15 protein-coding genes are annotated in these 15834 nt (G+C 68.7%); 6 read left to right on the plus strand and 9 right to left on the minus strand.

The genetic code is table 11. The features are described 5' to 3' along the window. Nucleotide 1 precedes the first annotated feature (1 nt). The 3 genes from tssF to tssA are packed head-to-tail and all read left to right on the plus strand — an operon-like array spanning nt 2 to nt 3974. The gene (gene tssF, locus LIN44_RS14580) at nt 2-1882 is read left to right on the plus strand and encodes a type VI secretion system baseplate subunit TssF (RefSeq protein ID WP_227312682.1); all 1881 of its coding nucleotides are present in this window, start codon (nt 2-4) and stop codon (nt 1880-1882) included. A gap of 2 nt (nt 1883-1884) precedes the next feature. Next, a complete protein-coding gene (tssG, locus tag LIN44_RS14585; protein WP_227312683.1) occupies nt 1885-2925 on the plus strand; it encodes a type VI secretion system baseplate subunit TssG in 1041 nt (346 codons plus the stop codon). 2 nt (nt 2926-2927) lie between these two features. Further along, a complete protein-coding gene (gene tssA / locus LIN44_RS14590; protein ID WP_227312684.1) occupies nt 2928-3974 on the plus strand; it encodes a type VI secretion system protein TssA in 1047 nt (348 codons plus the stop codon). Between the two features lie 17 nt (nt 3975-3991). Here the strand turns inward: tssA and LIN44_RS14595 are convergent, their stop codons facing one another. From LIN44_RS14595 to LIN44_RS14615, 5 genes are read right to left on the minus strand one after another with little or no spacing between them, the layout of a single operon-like run. Then, nucleotides 3992-4216 carry a formate dehydrogenase subunit delta gene (locus LIN44_RS14595; protein ID WP_227312685.1) on the minus strand — a complete coding sequence of 75 codons (225 nt, stop codon included), beginning with the start codon at nt 4214-4216 and terminating at the stop codon, nt 3992-3994. Beyond that, entirely contained in the window at nt 4213-5088 is an 876-nt protein-coding gene (gene fdhD / locus LIN44_RS14600; RefSeq protein WP_227312686.1) for a formate dehydrogenase accessory sulfurtransferase FdhD, read from the minus strand. The genes LIN44_RS14595 and fdhD overlap by 4 nt, the downstream gene beginning before the upstream one ends. Before the next feature lie 15 nt (nt 5089-5103). Then, nucleotides 5104-7992 carry a formate dehydrogenase subunit alpha gene (gene fdhF, locus LIN44_RS14605; RefSeq protein WP_227312687.1) on the minus strand — a complete coding sequence of 963 codons (2889 nt, stop codon included), beginning with the start codon at nt 7990-7992 and terminating at the stop codon, nt 5104-5106. 30 nt (nt 7993-8022) lie between these two features. Then, nucleotides 8023-9585: an NADH-quinone oxidoreductase subunit NuoF gene (locus LIN44_RS14610; protein WP_227312688.1), complete on the minus strand. Its 1563-nt coding sequence runs from the start codon at nt 9583-9585 to the stop codon at nt 8023-8025. Beyond that, a complete protein-coding gene (locus LIN44_RS14615) occupies nt 9582-10121 on the minus strand; it encodes a formate dehydrogenase subunit gamma (RefSeq protein WP_227312689.1) in 540 nt (179 codons plus the stop codon). Before LIN44_RS14615 ends, LIN44_RS14610 begins: the two co-directional genes overlap by 4 nt. A gap of 161 nt (nt 10122-10282) precedes the next feature. On the opposite strand from LIN44_RS14615, the gene LIN44_RS14620 reads away from it, so the two are divergent. Beyond that, on the plus strand, nt 10283-11386 hold the full coding sequence (locus LIN44_RS14620) for a substrate-binding domain-containing protein (protein WP_227312690.1): 1104 nt from the start codon (nt 10283-10285) through the stop codon (nt 11384-11386). A gap of 17 nt (nt 11387-11403) precedes the next feature. Here LIN44_RS14620 and fdxA read toward each other — a convergent pair whose 3' ends face one another. Next, nucleotides 11404-11733: a ferredoxin FdxA gene (gene fdxA / locus LIN44_RS14625; protein ID WP_227312691.1), complete on the minus strand. Its 330-nt coding sequence runs from the start codon at nt 11731-11733 to the stop codon at nt 11404-11406. A gap of 157 nt (nt 11734-11890) precedes the next feature. Then, the gene (locus LIN44_RS14630; RefSeq protein ID WP_227312692.1) at nt 11891-12358 is read right to left on the minus strand and encodes a hemerythrin domain-containing protein; all 468 of its coding nucleotides are present in this window, start codon (nt 12356-12358) and stop codon (nt 11891-11893) included. A gap of 359 nt (nt 12359-12717) precedes the next feature. Between LIN44_RS14630 and LIN44_RS14635 the strand changes: the two genes are divergently transcribed. Next, the gene (locus tag LIN44_RS14635) at nt 12718-13365 is read left to right on the plus strand and encodes a recombinase family protein (protein WP_227312693.1); all 648 of its coding nucleotides are present in this window, start codon (nt 12718-12720) and stop codon (nt 13363-13365) included. 46 nt (nt 13366-13411) lie between these two features. Beyond that, entirely contained in the window at nt 13412-13843 is a 432-nt protein-coding gene (locus LIN44_RS14640; RefSeq protein WP_227312694.1) for a hypothetical protein, read from the plus strand. Nucleotides 13844-13859: 16 nt separating this feature from the next. Here LIN44_RS14640 and LIN44_RS14645 read toward each other — a convergent pair whose 3' ends face one another. After that, a complete protein-coding gene (locus LIN44_RS14645) occupies nt 13860-14807 on the minus strand; it encodes a glycosyltransferase family 4 protein (RefSeq protein ID WP_227312695.1) in 948 nt (315 codons plus the stop codon). After that, complete coding sequence (locus tag LIN44_RS14650; protein ID WP_227314406.1) at nt 14800-15801, minus strand: glycosyltransferase family 9 protein; 1002 nt, start codon at nt 15799-15801, stop codon at nt 14800-14802. Before LIN44_RS14650 ends, LIN44_RS14645 begins: the two co-directional genes overlap by 8 nt. Between the last annotated feature and the right edge of the window lie 33 nt (nt 15802-15834).

A 15834-nucleotide genomic window follows, 5' to 3' on the forward strand; every position in this document is an offset into this window, starting at 1 on the left:
CATGGATCCGCAACTGCTCGACTACTACAACCGCGAGCTCGTCTATATGCGCGAGCTGGCGGGTGAATTCGCCAAACAGCACCCGAAGGTCGCGAAACGGCTGGGCATGCAGGGCATCGAGGTAGCAGACCCCTACGTGGAGCGGCTGATCGAGGCGTTCTGCTTCCTGTCAGCGCGTACCGAGATCAAGCTGGACGCAGAGTTCCCACGCTTCACGCAGCGGCTGCTGGAGGTGATCTACCCGAACTATGTGGCGCCGACGCCATCGATTGCGGTCGCGCAGTTCCGTCCCAGCCAGAGCGAGGGCGATTTTTCGCATGGCGTGGAGGTTCCGCGCGGCACGGAAGTCAACGCGGCGACGGCGCCCGGAGAGAAGACGGCCTGCCAGTTCAGGACCACGCAGCCGTTGATACTGTGGCCGGTTGAGATCACCGAAGCGCGGCTCACCGGGATTCCGCCCGATGTCAGGGGGCCGGAGCGCTATCTGCCCGCCCATGTGACAGTCCAGGGAGCCCTGCGGCTGCGCCTGCGCTGTACGCGAGACGCCACCTTCGACCAACTGCAGGGCCTGGACCACCTGCCGGTCTATCTGCGCGGCGATGACCTGATCGCCTCACAACTGTTCGAACTGTTGCACAGCGCCGGTGTGGCGACGCTGATCGGACGGCCCGGGGCCATGAACGAGCGCCCCTGCGCAGTGGCGCAGGATGCTGTCAGTTACGTGGGAATGGGACCGGGCGAAGGCGCGCTGCCTTTGCAGTGGAACAGCTTCCACGGGCACAACCTGTTGCATGAGTACTTCGCTTGCCCGCAACGCTTCTACTTCTTCAGCCTCAACAGGCTCGCTCAGGGCCTGAGCCGGATCCGCGGCAAGGAAGCCGAGATCGTCGTGCTGCTGTCAAAGCCGCCTCGGGATCTCACCGGCAAGGTCGACCGCGAACAGTTTGCGCTGTTTTGCACACCGGTGGTCAATCTGTTTCCAAAGCGCACCGATCGCATCGAGGTCACGCCGGGCCGCGTCGAGTTTCATCTGGTCGCCGACCGGCAGCATCCGCTTGATTACGAAATCCACGCGGTCAAGCAGCTCAGTGCGCAGAGGTCCCAGCACAGCGCAGGCATTAACTTCCAGCCGCTCTTTACCACCCTGAATGGTGATGAAGGCAACCACGGCCGCTATTTTTCCGTGCGGCGCGAGCGGCGGCTGATCTCTGAGCAGGCTCGCAAGTACGGCACGCGCACGGCATACATCGGCACCGAGCTGTTCGTGTCGCTGGTGGACCAGAACGAAGCGCCCTACCCAGACGCCTTGCGCTACTTGTCAGTGGAATCGCTGGTCACAAATCGCGATTTGCCCAATCTGGTACCGCGCAATGGCCGGCACGACCTGACCCCGGCGGCTTCCATCCCCGTCGAGGGGATCGGCCTGATCCGCGCGCCGTCGGCTCCACGGCCGCCCTTTGCGGACGGTGAAATGGCGTGGCGCCTGATACGGCTGCTAGGCTTCAACTACTTGTCGCTGACTGACCTGGAGCATCGCTCAGGCGGCCAGGGCCTGCGTGACATGCTGCGTCTTTTCGTAGCGAACGACGACCTCGCGCACCAGGGGCAGATCCAGAGCCTAATCGGCGCCAACGTGAAGCCAGTCATGCGCCGGCTGCCAGGCAACGGACCCTTGATCTACGGCCGCGGCATCCAGTGCCAGCTCACGGTGGACGAAGGCGGCTTCTCCGGCATCAGCCCATACCTGTTCGGCGTAGTGCTGGAGCATTTCCTGGCGCGCCACGTCTCGGTCAATGTCTTCACGCAAACCGAATTGCACTCCATGCAACGCGGCCTGGTGCATCGTTGGCCCGTGCGCATGGGCGGCCGCAGCGCCGTGTAGCCATGTTCAAAGGCAACGACGACAATGTGCCGCTCTCGCCGGCGGCGACGGCCGCGCCCGGAAGCTATGCCGGCCAGGCGCCGTGGAAGCTGAGTTTCCTGGGGCTCCTGCGGCATCTGTCCGCCCGGCACCCTGATTTGCCCCCGATCGGGCAGGCGAGCCGGCCCCGCGACGAGCCTTTCCGGGCTGGCCAGCAGGCCGCTCTCACCTTCGCGCCCCGCGAGATCGCGCACGTGCAGCCGCTGCCCGGCCGGCTCAAGGTGCAATTGTTTGGTTTGGGCATGCTGGGGCCGAACGGGGCGCTGCCGATTCATCTGACGGAACTTGTACGCGAGCGTAGCGAGGCACACCGGGACACCACCACCGCCGACTTCCTGGACCTCTTCCACCATCGCGCCTTCACGCAGTTCTACCGCGCGTGGGCAGGCGCGCAAGCCAGCGCGGGCCTCGATCGGCGCGACGACGAGGTGTTCTCCCGCTATGTCGGCTGGCTGGCGGGCAATGAAGCCGACGAAATCGCGCACAGCACCCTGCCGCCGCACGCCCGGCTCGCTGCGAGCGCACACCAGGTGCGCGAAGCACGAAATCCCGACGGCATTGCGGCCACGCTTTCACACTTCTTTGGTGTGCCCGTCAGGCTTGAAGAATACATACTGCACTGGATCGCCGTCGATCCGGCCGAGCACAGCCGCCTGGGACACCCGGGCGCCCCCGGCGTCATGGGACAAGGCGCCATGCTTGGCGAAATGGTGCCAGACCGCCAACACAGGTTCCGCCTGGTAATCGGCCCGCTCGGGTTGCAGCAATACTTGAACTTCACGCCGAACGGCAGGGATCTTCCAACGCTCATCGAATGGGTGCGCGCCTTCGTCGGTTTCGAGTTCGTCTGGGAAGCCGAGCTGCAGGTGATCGCGGACTCGGCGCCACCTGCCATCCTGGGCTCGCAGGAACGTCTGGGCTGGTCTACATGGCTGGGCGAGCCGGATCGCAGCCGCGCCATCACCGGCATGGTGTTCGAGCCCGAGCACTATGCAACACACTGACCATGAATGCCAAAGCCAAGGCCGTATCGGCGCAAAGACCTGAATTTCCTTTCCCAGAACTACTGGAACCTGTCGCACCCGACAGGCCATGCGGTGACGACCTGGAGTACGACCCTGAGTTCGTCGTGCTGCTGGCCAAGGCGGCGCCGAAGCCCGACGCGCAATACGGCAACTTCGTCAGCGAGCCCGAGGCCATCAACTGGGCGGATCTGGAGCGCGACTGCCGGCACCTGCTTCTGCGCACGCGCGACATCCGCATCCTGGTGCTGTTGCTACGCTGCCGTACCCGGCTGGGCCAGGCAAGCGGCTTGCGCGACGGACTCGCGGCCATGGCGCACCTGCTGGCAAAATGGCCGGATGCCATCCATCCGCAGTTATGCGTCGATGGCGAGACCGATCCCGCGATGCGCGCCAACGCGCTGGCCGCGCTGACCGACCCGGAGGGGCTGATGCGGGACGTGCGGGAGTTGACGATCACAGGCAATGCAGCGCTCCGGCTGCAGATCCGGGATGTCGAGCGGTCGCTCGGCGTGCCGCGCCCCGCGGACGCCCTGGCGCCGGAATCGGTGCGGCAGCAGATACTGGATCTGCGCCGGCAGAACAGCCCCACCCTCACGGCACTCGACGAGGCCGCAGGCGAAGCAGCGGCCATTGACGGTTGGGCCAAAGCCAAGCTCCGGCAGGACGGCCCCGACTTGAGCCCGCTGCTAAAGCTGCTTGGCATGATGGCGAGCACTGCCGCGACCGCCCCGGCACCGCCGGTCGCCGCATCAACCAGCGCGCCAGTCGCTTCTCCTTCCTGCGGCGATGCTGTCGGGCGTCTTTCTCCTGCCGCAACCGCCGCGTACTCAGGCGCCGGCGAACCGCGGGATCGCGCTGCCGCCCTGGCCGGCATCCGCACCGCGCGTCAATGGTTCGAACTCCACGAACCCAGCAGCCCGGTGGCGCTGCTGCTCAGGCAGGCCGAGCGGCTGGCCGGCAAGCGCTTCGATGAAGTGTTCCAGGCGATCCCTGCGGAACTGGTGGAGCGCTGGGCGCAGGACACATAGCAGGGACCGGCCGCAAGCTACTCCAGCATCCCCCGATGCCGGCCCAGCGCCTCCCGCACGATCTCCAGCAGCCCGCTGCCGGCGTCGGCATCGACATGCCCGAGCAAGGCCCGGCGCATGCGCGGTTCCCAGAAGCGCTTGATATGCCCGGCGATATCCGCGACCGCCTCCTCGCGATCGGGCATGGCTTCGAAGAAGCTGCCGATCTGGTTGGCCATGGTGACAAGGTTATCGATCTTCATGCCAGGCTCTCGTGGGTGCTGCCGTGCTGCAGGCGTTGGGGATGGGCGTAGACCACGTGCGCGCCGGCGCGCACGAAGCCGGCCAGCGTGATGCTGGCTTGTTCGGCAAGCCGCACCGCCAGCGCCGTCGGCGCGGACACTGCTGCCAGCACGCCGGCGCCGATGGCGGCGGTCTTCAGCACCATTTCATAGCTGGCGCGGCTGGTCACCAGCACCGCGCCGCTGGAGATGTCCTCGCCGCTGCGGGCGAGCGCGCCCGCGAGCTTGTCGAGCGCGTTGTGGCGGCCCACGTCTTCACGCACCAGCGACACATGGCCGTCGGCACGCAGCCAGGCTGCAGCGTGCGTCGCACCCGTGTGTTGCTGCAGCGCCTGTCGCAGTTGCAGCTGCACGAACGCGGCCTGGATCACGTCGGTATGGAAGCTGGCATCGCTGCGCACCGGTGCCGGCAGGCGCATCACCTGCTCCAGCGATTCGTTGCCGCACAGCCCGCAGCCGGTGCGCCCGGCCAGTGAGCGGCGGCGGTCCTTGAGCCGCATGAAGGCTTCAGAGGCGATTTCCAGCTGCACGGCGATGCCATGCGCGCGCGTGTCGATGTCGATGCCGTAGACCTCGCGCGCGCTGCCGACGATGCCTTCGCTCAGGCTGAAGCCGAGCGCGAAGTCTTCCAGGTCGGCCGGCGTCGCCAGCATCACCGCATGCGAGATGCCGTTGTACTCCAGCGCCACCGGCACCTCCTCGGCCACCTCGTCGGGGGCGAGCATCAGCTCGCCGCCGCGCCAGCGGTTGACCGCGAAGGTGCTGCGGGTCGCGCTCACGGCGTCTTCGGCGGCGGCCGGATCGCGTTCCGGCGACTGCATGCAGCGCATCATCGCAACGCCCTCCGCTCAGCCCGCGGCCTGCGCCGGATCGGCGCTGGCCGCCTCCAGCAGCCGCAGCTGCGTGGCGTTGAAGTCCTGGTACTGGCGCTGCCACGCCGACGGCTGCGCCACCGGCAGCACCTGCACCGCGGTCACCTTGTACTCGGGGCAGTTGGTGGCCCAGTCAGAGTTGTCGGTGGTGATCACGTTGGCACCCGATTCGGGGAAGTGGAAGGTGGTGTAGACCACGCCCGGCTGCATGCGCTCGCTGACGATCGCGCGCAGCACGGTGTCGCCGGCGCGGCTCTGCACCCCGACCCAGTCGCCGTCCTTGATGCCGCGCTCTTCCGCGTCGTGCGGATGGATCTCGAGCCGGTCCTCGGCATGCCAGTGGACGTTGTCGGTGCGCCGCGTCTGCGCGCCGACGTTGTACTGTGACAGGATGCGCCCGGTGGTCAGGATCAGCGGGAAGGCACGCGTGACCCTCTCGGTGGTCGGCACATATTTGGTGATGATGAACTTGCCCTTGCCGCGCACGAAGGCGTCGATATGCATGGTCGGCGTGCCTTCCGGCGCGTCGGCATTGCACGGCCACTGGATGCTGCCCAGTTCCTCCAGCCGCTGGTAGCTGACGCCGGCGAAAGTCGGCGTCAGCCGCGCGATCTCGTCCATGATCTCCGACGGATGCTGGTAGTCCATCGGATAGCCCAGCGCATTGGCCAGCAGCATGGTGGCTTCCCAGTCGGCATAGCGCGCCTTGGGCGGCATCACCTTGCGCACGCGCGAGATGCGGCGCTCGGCGTTGGTGAAGGTGCCGTCCTTTTCCAGAAACGACGAGCCCGGCAGGAACACGTGCGCGTACTTGGCGGTCTCGTTCAGAAAGATGTCCTGCACCACGATGCATTCCATCGACGACAGCGCCTCGGACACGTGCTGCGTGTTCGGGTCCGACTGCACGATGTCCTCGCCCTGGCAGTACAGGCCCTTGAAGCTGCCGGCCAGCGCGGCCTCGAACATGTTGGGGATGCGCAGGCCCGGCTCGGGGCTGATCTCGACCTTCCAGGCATCTTCGAACAGGCCGCGCACGGTCGAGTCCGACACGTGGCGATAGCCCGGCAGTTCATGCGGGAACGAGCCGATATCGCAGGAGCCCTGCACGTTGTTCTGCCCGCGCAGCGGGTTCACGCCGACGCCCTCGCGGCCGATATTGCCGGTGGCCATGGCAAGGTTGGCGATGCCCATCACGGTGGTCGAGCCTTGCGCGTGCTCGGTCACGCCCAGGCCGTAGTAGATCGCGGCATTGCCGCCGGTCGCGTACAGGCGCGCCGCGCCGCGCAGCTGATCGGCGGGGATGCCGGTGACGCTCTCCATGGCCTCGGGCGAGTTCTCCGGCAGCGCGACAAAGTCGCGCCACTGGCCGAACGCGCGGTCCTCGCAGCGCTCGGCGATAAAGGCCTCATTGAGCAGGCCTTCGGTGACGATCACGTGCGCCAGCGACGTGACCAGCGCGACGTTGGTGCCCGGGCGCAGCTGCAGGTGGAAGTCGGCGCGGATATGCGGCGAATCGACCAGGTCGATGCGGCGCGGATCGACCACGATCAGCTTCGCGCCGGCGCGCAGGCGCTTCTTCATGCGCGAGGCAAAGACCGGGTGGCCATCGGTCGGGTTGGCGCCGATCACCATGATCACGTCGGCCTTCTCGACCGACCTGAAGGTCTGCGTGCCCGCCGATTCGCCCAGGGTCTGCTTCAGCCCGTAGCCGGTCGGCGAATGGCACACGCGCGCGCAGGTGTCGACGTTGTTGTTGCCGAACGCGGCACGCACCAGCTTCTGCACCAGGTAGCCCTCTTCGTTGGTGCAGCGCGACGACACGATGCCGCCGATCGAGTCCTTGCCGTGCTGCGCCTGGATGCGCTTGAATTCCGACGCGGCGTAGTCGATCGCCTCCTCCCACGACACTTCGCGCCACGGATCGGTGATCTTCGCCCGGATCATCGGCTTGAGGATGCGGTCCTTGTGCGTGGCGTAGCCCCAGGCAAAGCGGCCCTTGACGCAGGCGTGGCCCTCGTTGGCCTTGCCGTCCTTGTACGGCACCATGCGCACCACTTCATTGCCCTTCATCTCGGCCTTGAACGAGCAGCCCACGCCGCAATAGGCGCAGGTGGTCACGGTGCTGTGCGAGGGCTGGCCCAGCTTGATGATCGAGGTCTCGGTCAGCGTCGCGGTCGGGCACGCCTGCACGCAGGCGCCGCACGAGACGCAGTCCGATTCCATGAACGGCTGGCTGGTGCCGGGCGAGACGCGGGAATCGAAGCCGCGGCCGCTGATGGTCAGCGCGAAGGTGCCCTGGGTTTCCTCGCAGGCGCGCACGCAGCGGTTGCAGACGATGCACTTGGCGGGATCGTAGGTGAAGTAGGGATTGGACTCGTCCTTCTGCATCTGCGTGTGCGTCGCGGTCGGCACGCTCGAGGCGGCCTGCGGGCCGCCGTCGTGGTAGCGCACTTCGCGCAGGCCGACCACGCCGGCCATGTCCTGCAGCTCGCAGTTGCCGTTGGTGGGGCAGGTCAGGCAATCGAGCGGGTGGTCGGAGATATACAGCTCCATCACGCCGCGGCGCAGGTCGGCGAGCTTGTCGCTCTGGGTCTTCACCTTCATGCCGGCTTCCACCGGCGTGGTGCACGAGGCCGGATAGCCGCGCCGCCCTTCGATCTCGACCAGGCACAGCCGGCACGAGCCGAAGGCATCCAGGCTGTCGGTGGCGCACAGCTTGGGCACGGCAATCTGCGCCTCCATCGCGGCGCGCATCACCGAGGTGCCGGCCGGCACGGTGACGCTGACGCCGTCGACCTCCAGCGTCACCATCTCGGTCGAGGGGCTGGCGGGCGTGCCGAAATCTATCTCGTTGCGGGCGTTCATGGCGGTTGGTCTCCCGTGTCTCTGCCTGGCTCAGGCGGCCCTGGCCGGATTGGATGCGAGGCCGAAGTCCTCGGGGAATTCATTCAGCGCGGACAGCACCGGGTACGGCGTCATGCCGCCCATCGCGCATAGCGAGCCGTTGAGCATGGTGTCGCACAGGTCGCGCACCAGCTTGACGTGCCGGACCGGCTGCTCGCCGGCGATGATGCGGTCCATCACTTCGACGCCGCGGGTCGAACCGATCCGGCACGGCGTGCATTTGCCGCATGATTCGATCGCGCAGAATTCCATCGCGTAGCGCGCCTGCTTCGCCATGTCGACGGTCTCGTCGAACACCACGATGCCGCCGTGGCCGACCACGCCGCCGAACGCGGCATAGGCTTCGTAGTCCAGCGGCACGTCGAAGCGCGACTCGGGCAGGTAGGCGCCCAGCGGCCCGCCCACCTGCACCGCGCGGATGGCGCGGCCGCTGCGCGTGCCGCCGCCGTAGTCGACCAGCAGCTCGCGCAGCGTGACGCCGAACGCCTTCTCCACCAGCCCGCCGTGGCGGATATTGCCGGCCAGCTGGAACGGCAGCGTGCCGCGCGAGCGGCCCATGCCGAAGTCGCGGTAGAACTGCGCGCCACGCGCCAGGATCAGCGGCACCGTGGCCAGCGAGATCACGTTGTTGATCACCGTGGGCTGGCCGAACAGCCCCTTCAGCGCCGGCAGCGGCGGCTTGGCGCGCACCACGCCGCGCCGGCCTTCCAGGCTCTCCAGCAGCGCGGTTTCCTCGCCGCAGACATAGGCGCCGGCGCCCTTGCGCACTTCAAGATGGAAGCGCCTGCCGCTGCCGCGGATGTCGTCGCCGAGCCAGCCGGCGGCGCTGGCGATGCCGATCGCGCTTTGCAGCGCGGCGATCGCGTGCGGGTATTCGGAACGGCAGTAGATGTAGCCCTGCTCCGCGCCCACCGCCAGGCCGGCGATGGTCATGCCTTCGATCAGCATGAAGGGATCGTCTTCCATCACCATGCGGTCGGAGAACGTGCCGGAGTCGCCTTCGTCGGCATTGCAGACGATGTACTTGGTTGCGGACTGGGCGCCGAGCACCGTCTTCCACTTGATGCCGGTCGGGAACGCCGCGCCGCCGCGGCCGCGCAGGCCCGAGTCGGTGACCTCCTGCACGATCTCGGCGGGCTGCATGGCCAGCGCGCGTTCCAGGCCGGCGTAGCCCTCGTGCGCGCGGTAGTCGTCCAGCGACAGCGGATCGGTGATGCCGACGCGGGCGAAGGTCAGGCGCTCCTGTCGTTTCAGGAACGGGATCTCGTCGGTCGGGCCTTGCGCCAGCGCGTGCGCGCCACCCCGCAGCAGGCCGGCATCGAACAGCCCCGGCACGTCGGCCGCGCTGACCGGGCCGTAGGCCACGCGGCCGGCATCGGTCTGCACCTCGACCTGCGGCTCGAGCCAGAACATGCCGCGCGAACCGTTGCGCACGATGCGCACGGCCTCGCCGCGCGCGGCGGCTTCGCGCGCGATGGCGCGCGCCACAGCATCGGCGCCCAGCGCGAGCGCGGTGGAGTCGCGCGGCACGAACAGGGTGGTGACGGTGCTCATGCCTGTGCCTCCAATTCTGCCGGGGTGGACGGTGCGCGCAGCGCGCGCACCAGCGCGTCGAAGCGCGCGCCATCGACATAGCCGTGCAGCTGCTCGCCGACCATCACCGCCGGGCCGCAGGCGCACTGGCCCAGGCAATAGACCGGCTCCAGCGTCACCTGCCCGTCCGCGCTGGTTTCATGGAAGCCGCAGCCGAGCGCGCGCTGCGCGTGCTCGGCCAGCGCCTCGGCGCCGACCGCCTGGCACGCCTCGGCGCGGCACACCTGCACCACGTGGCGGCCGGCGGGCTGCTGGCGGAAGTGATGGTAGAAGGTGATCACGCCGTGGACCTCGGCGCGCGACAGGTTGAGCGCGCGGGCGATCACGGGCACGGCGGTGTCGGGAATAAAGCCCTGGGTGTCCTGGATCTCGTGCAGGATCGGCAGCAAGGCGCCCGGCATGTGCTGGCGGGCCGCGACGATGGCGGCAATGCGCGCGGCATCCGGGGATGCCGGGGCACCGGGGGCACGGGGTGCGTGGGGGGCGATATCTGGCATGGCGTCTCCTGTGAGGGCTCGCCAGGACCGGCCGAAGTGCCTGCCGGATCCCGCTTATATGCTATTTTTTTCCTATTTTCCGGGCTACCGGATCGCCGTTTCGCCCGTTAGGCGGACTATATGGGAGTGACAGCGGCCCTTCAATAAGCTATTTTCTACATATGATCCGCATCTCGATCCAACCTCACCTGCAAATCCGCGACGACGCCCGGCCGGGCGGCGAGCCGCTGGACGTGTCGCGGCTGGTGGCGCTGCTCGGCCATATCGGCGAATCCGGCAGCATCAGCCAGTCGGCCCAGGCGGTGTCGCTGTCGTACCGCTATGCCTGGGGCATCCTGCGCGATGCCGAAGCGCTGTTCGGCGGCCCGCTGATCGACAAGACGCGCGGGCGCGGCAGCGTGCTGACGCCGCTGGCGCAGCAGCTGGTGTGGGCCAGCAAGCGGATCGGCGCGCGGCTGTCGCCGACGCTCGACAGCCTGGCGTCCGAACTGGAGATCGAGTTGAAGAAGCTGATGGCGCAGCCCGAGGCCACGGCGCGGCTGCATGCCAGCCACGGCTTCGCGGTGGCGGCGCTGCGCGACTTCCTCGACGAGCAGCAGGTGCGGCACGACCTGAAGTACTGCGGCAGCGTCGAGGCCGTGGCGGCGCTGGCCGAAGGCGCCTGCGACATCGCCGGCTTCCATGTGCCGGTGGGCGAGTTCGAGCACGGCATGTGGCGCCACTTCACCACCTGGCTCAAGCCCGAGACCCACTGCCTGGTGCACCTGGCGGTGCGCAGCCAGGGGCTGTTCGTGCGGCCGGGCAATCCGCTCGGCATCCATACGCTCGAGGACCTGACCCGGCGCGAAGTGCGCTTCGTCAACCGGCAGGTAGGGTCCGGCACGCGGCTGCTGCTGGACCTGATGCTGGCGGCGCGCGGCATCGACGGCGCGCGCATCGAGGGCTACAGCAATGGCGAATTCACCCACGCCGCGGTGGCGGCCTACATCGGCAGCGGCATGGCCGATGTGGGCTTCGGCGTGGAGACCGCGGCGCGGCGCTTCGGGCTGGCCTTCGTGCCGGTGATCAAGGAGCGCTACTTCTTTGCGATCGAGCGCGCCAAGCTGCGCAGCGCGGCGCTGGCCGGCGCGGTCGGGGCGCTGACCAGCGAGGCCTTCCGCCAGCGCGTCAATGCGCTGCCCGGCTACGACGGCACCCTGACCGGCACCGTGCTGACCTTGCCGGAAGCCTTCCCGGACTACCGTGACAACTACCGCGACAACTAGCGCGTCACGCCGCCGCGCTAGCGTTGCAGCAACGACAGCCGGTCAGGATGGCCGGCCCACTGCTCATGGTCCGGCAGCGGTCCCTTCGCCTGGGTCAGCGGCAGCCAGTCCGGCCGCCGCGACAGTTCGGCATTGAGCGCAACGAAATGGCGCTGGTCCTCGGGCAGGTCATGCTCGGAATAGATCGCGCCGACGGGGCACAACGGCACGCACATCGAGCAGTCGATGCATTGGTCGGGATCGATGGCAAGGAAGTTCGGCCCTTCGTGGAAGCACGACATCGGGCAGACTTCGACGCAGTCGGTATGGCGGCACTGGATGCAGGCATCCGTCACGACAAAGGTCATGGGGCAGTTACGGCACGGCAAATCAGTGCGTGATGGTAACGGCCGGCCGGGGCGCGTGGGGCACCCCGGCTTGTGCGACTTCTTCAAATCCGCTGAAGCGACGGGGCGCCGCGCACGCCCCGCCCTGGCCCGCCCTGGCCCGTCATGACCTGCCGCGTCAGGCGGTCTCGCGCATCAGCTCTTCCTTGCGCGCGGCCATGGCCTGCGCGACCTCGCGCAGGTTGATCTTTTCCTTGATCACGTTCTTGAACAGCTCGCCTTCCTCTTCCTCGACGTGGTGCGAGACATATTCCGACAGCACCGTGAAATTGGCCTCGAGCATGTCGCCGGCCGGGTCTTCCTCGATCGCGGCGATCAGGTCCTTGGCGACCTGGTGCTCGACCTGGGCCTCGTCCAGCAAGTCGTCGATCTCGTCGCTGACGCCCCGCAACGCCGGGTAGAACAGTTCTTCCTCGAGGGTGGCATGCACCGTGAGCTGGTGGCACACGTCGAGCGCGATCGATTCCTTCTCGTCGCGGTCATCGACATCCTTGAACGCCTTGAACTGCTTCTTGACCGCGCGATGGTCATCCATCAAGGCACCGAGGGCCTCGGCCTGGTCTGCGGGGATCTTCGACTTGTCCACGGTTCTCTCCTGGTGGGGAGCCGGCACTCCGGCTTCGACCCGTAGGCAGGCAGGTTCCGTGCCCGCGTCGCAGCAGGCGCCGTGGCGCGCGCGCGGCGTACCCGCCTGCGAGTCATTGCAATTCCTGCGCGAAGCCTTGTAATTGTGCCCGCGGCGGCGCGTGGGGCGCGCATGGCGTTCTCGCACCGGCTCTGCGCGCCGGTATAACGTTGCGCCGCTTTGAGGGGAAGGCGGGACGCGCGGCATGAAAGTTGCGGCAGCTACGGCAACCGTTGCGGCATGCCGCAACCAGCCGGAACAGAATCCTCTGCCCGGAGCGCCAACACCAGCGTGCGGCGCGCGCGCCGTCCGACACCATCATGCCGACCACCTTCCTCTACTCGAATTGCGCCGATGCACCGTCGGCCGTCCAGGATGAACTGCAGGCCGCCAGCGCCGCCGGCTATGGCGTCGCCCCGCAGCACGTGTTCTGGGAGGCCGCGCCGGCCTCGGTGCCCGCCTTGCAGCGCCCGCGCCTGCGCGCGCTGCAGCACCAGGTGCAGCCGGGCGACGCGGTCGTCGCGCTGCGCCTGTGCAGCCTGGGCTGGAGCGTGCCCGAGGTGCTGGCCACGGTCCGGCGCTTTCGCCTGCTGGGCGTGACGCTGTACTGCGTGCAGCTGTCGCGCGATAACCTCGCCGACGCAGCGCCGCCTGAAGCCGTCGAGGTGTTGCGCGCGGTGGCTGCGCTGGAAGGCGCCACGCGCAGCGTGCGCGTGCGCGAGAGCCTGGCCGCGGCCAAGGCGATGGGGCGCCAGGTGGGCCGTCCGCCCAAGCACACGCCCGAGCAGCGCCACGCCATCCTGAGCGCGCTGTCCGCGGGCTATTCGGTCAGCGAGACCGCACGGCGCTTCAGCACCTCGCGCCAGACCGTGCTGCGCATCCGCGCCGCCGAGCCGCTGGCGCAGCGTGCGGCAGCCATCGCCCTGGCCGACGCCGAAGAATCCGCCACCGAAACGGCGACCGAATGAAACCCGCCGCCGCAACGCGCGCTACGGCTGCGTCGGGCAGGCTGCCATGACCGACCGGGTGCCCAATGCCACGGACCTGCCTGTGGCTCTGGTCGATGCCATGGGGCCGTCCGAGACTATCCCCCTGCCCGCGCGCTTCGCCAGGCCGACGCTGCTGCTCGAAACGCTGCTGGCGACACGGCTGGAATTGCTGAGCCGCGACCATGCCTGGCCGCCGCACACGCTGGCGCAGCGGCGGGCCGTGCTGATGCGGCTGTGGGAACAGCGCGCGCCGGGCCTGTTCGAGCAGGACGGCACCGCCGACAGCATCGAACGCTGCCTGCAGGCGGCGTTTGCCGAAGCGGGCGCCGGACGCCGGCTGGAAGCGGCGCTGCAGTTCAAGCGCGCTTACTACCTGGTGTGCTGCACGGCATCGTCGGGCAGCCGCGCGCGGCTGCATGGCGGCGGTAACAGCGGCAACAAGGGCGACCCAGGCTAACCGGCACGTGCGCTGGTCACGCGCAAGCCGCGCGCAGCGTCTCGTCCCACTCCGCGACGAAGCGGCCGATGCCGAAGCGCTCGCGCGCCAGGCGGCAGCCGCGCTCGCCCCAGACCCTTGCCAGTTCCGGATCATCGAGCAGTTCGCGCATCACGCTGACCAGCACCTCGGGGCGCGTATCGACATAGCCGTTGTTGCCGCTCTGGATCACCGTGGCCAGCTCGGTGGTGGCCAGGCCGACCACCGGCACCCCCAGCATCATCGCTTCGACCACCGCCAGCCCCAGGCTGGTGTAGCGGATCGGGTTGAAGAAGAAGCGGTAGCGCGCGACCAAGGCTGCCAGTTCCGGGTTGGGCACCTCGCCCAGTCCGCCCGCCTCCTGCGCCGCCATGCCGACCAGGTCCAGCGGCACCTGCTCGCGCACGCGCGCGAACAGGTCGGCGCCGAGGCGGCGGCCGCGCCGCGCCAGGTGATTGACCACGCTGATGCCGCGCGCCAGTTCGCCGCTGTAGCGCACCGCCGGGTCGACCAGCACGCCGTGTTCGATCACGCGGCACGGCGTGACGCCGCTGTCCCACATCAGCGCGTTGAACGGCGTCACATGCACCAGCAGCATCGACGGGTCCTGCACCGGATGGCGCGTGTTGGTCGGATGTTCCTGCGGCGGATCGTGTTCCAGGTAGATTGCGGGCAGCGCGCGCTGCGCGGCGCTGAGCAGCGCCACGCGGTCGTGCTCGTAATGGTGGCGGTGCTGGTACAGCACGCAGTCGAAGCGGCCGGCCGGGACCGCGTCATAGGGCACCTCGTGCACGTTGGCACCCCACGGCAGCGCGCCGCCGGCGCCGGCATAGCCCGGGGTGCCGTCAGTGCGCGTGACCAGGTACAGCTCGTGCGGGATCTGCGACAGGTAATACAGGTAGTTGCCGTGCACGTGCCAGGTCAGGATGCGCAGCCGCCTAGCCATGGCCGCGCTCCTGCGCCGCCAGCGCCAGCGCCGCCTCGACCACGCGCGCCACGCTGATATTCGATGCGCACGGATGCCCGGCGAGCGGGCAGCGCTGATGCATGCACGGGCGGCATGCCGGCTGGTCGGCCAGCACGCGGTGCAGCGTGGTGTCGAGCGGCGCCCAGCGCGCGCTGTCGCTGCCGCAGGACACCACCACGCTGGGCGTACCCACCGCCGCGGCAATATGCGAGGCGCCGGTATCGTTGCACAGCAGCAGCCGCGCGTCGCGGATCAGCGCGGCCAGCGTGCCCAGCGCGGTCTGCCCGCACAGGTTGACCACCGGCTTGCCCAGGCGCCGCGCCAGTTGCCCCACCAGTGCGGACTCGTCGCGGCTGCCGGTCAGCACCACCTTCCAGTGGCGCCGCAACGCGCGCCCGGCCGCGGCAAAGCGCTCCACCGGCCAGCGCCGCGACGGCATGCGCGCGCCGGCGTGCAGGCACACATAGTCGCCGGCCACCAGCCCGTGCTCGGCGGCCAGCAGCCGCCAGCTGGCATGGTCGAGCGGGCGCAGCGGAAATTCCAGGCTGCGGTCCGGGCACGGATAGCCCAGCGCCTGCATCAGCGCCAGCAGCCGCTCCACCTCGTTGCCCTGCGGCCACGGCACCAGCATGTCAGCGCGATTGCAGCGCGCCGCGGCGGGACCGGGGCAGAACCCCGCCATGCGCTTCGCGCCCAGCCGCTGCACCACGGCGTTGGTGAGCGCGCCGCTGCCGTGCAGCTGGATCGCCAGGTCGAAGCGCGCCGCGTGCGCAGCGGCGTAGAACGGGTCCACCGCCGCCTCCGCGCAGGGTTGCTCGGGCATGCCGGGCGCGCCGGGAAACACCATCAGGTCGTCCACCAGCGCGCTGAAGCGGGACACGAACTCCTGCGCCCACGGCAGGCCGATCAGCGTGATGCGGGCCTCGGGCTCGCCCGCGCGCAGCGCACGCAGCGCCGGCACCGCGCACAGCATGTCGCCGAGCTGTAGCGCGCGGAACACCGCGAT

It is taken from the genome of Cupriavidus sp. MP-37 (assembly GCF_020618415.1).
Taxonomy (GTDB): domain Bacteria; phylum Pseudomonadota; class Gammaproteobacteria; order Burkholderiales; family Burkholderiaceae; genus Cupriavidus.

Excerpts from the sequence above, each read along its gene's own strand:
- tssF (WP_227312682.1), top strand. The coding sequence starts at position 2 with ATGGATCCGCAACTGCTCGACTACTACAACCGCGAGCTCGTCTATATG.
- tssG (WP_227312683.1), top strand. The coding sequence starts at position 1,885 with ATGTTCAAAGGCAACGACGACAATGTGCCGCTCTCGCCGGCGGCGACG.
- tssA (WP_227312684.1), top strand. The coding sequence starts at position 2,928 with ATGAATGCCAAAGCCAAGGCCGTATCGGCGCAAAGACCTGAATTTCCT.
- LIN44_RS14595 (WP_227312685.1), bottom strand. The coding sequence starts at position 4,216 with ATGAAGATCGATAACCTTGTCACCATGGCCAACCAGATCGGCAGCTTC.
- fdhD (WP_227312686.1), bottom strand. The coding sequence starts at position 5,088 with ATGATGCGCTGCATGCAGTCGCCGGAACGCGATCCGGCCGCCGCCGAA.
- fdhF (WP_227312687.1), bottom strand. The coding sequence starts at position 7,992 with ATGAACGCCCGCAACGAGATAGATTTCGGCACGCCCGCCAGCCCCTCG.
- LIN44_RS14610 (WP_227312688.1), bottom strand. The coding sequence starts at position 9,585 with ATGAGCACCGTCACCACCCTGTTCGTGCCGCGCGACTCCACCGCGCTC.
- LIN44_RS14615 (WP_227312689.1), bottom strand. The coding sequence starts at position 10,121 with ATGCCAGATATCGCCCCCCACGCACCCCGTGCCCCCGGTGCCCCGGCA.
- LIN44_RS14620 (WP_227312690.1), top strand. The coding sequence starts at position 10,283 with ATGATCCGCATCTCGATCCAACCTCACCTGCAAATCCGCGACGACGCC.
- fdxA (WP_227312691.1), bottom strand. The coding sequence starts at position 11,733 with ATGACCTTTGTCGTGACGGATGCCTGCATCCAGTGCCGCCATACCGAC.
- LIN44_RS14635 (WP_227312693.1), top strand. The coding sequence starts at position 12,718 with ATGCCGACCACCTTCCTCTACTCGAATTGCGCCGATGCACCGTCGGCC.
- LIN44_RS14640 (WP_227312694.1), top strand. The coding sequence starts at position 13,412 with ATGACCGACCGGGTGCCCAATGCCACGGACCTGCCTGTGGCTCTGGTC.
- LIN44_RS14645 (WP_227312695.1), bottom strand. The coding sequence starts at position 14,807 with ATGGCTAGGCGGCTGCGCATCCTGACCTGGCACGTGCACGGCAACTAC.
- LIN44_RS14650 (WP_227314406.1), bottom strand. The coding sequence starts at position 15,801 with ATGCTGTGCGCGGTGCCGGCGCTGCGTGCGCTGCGCGCGGGCGAGCCC.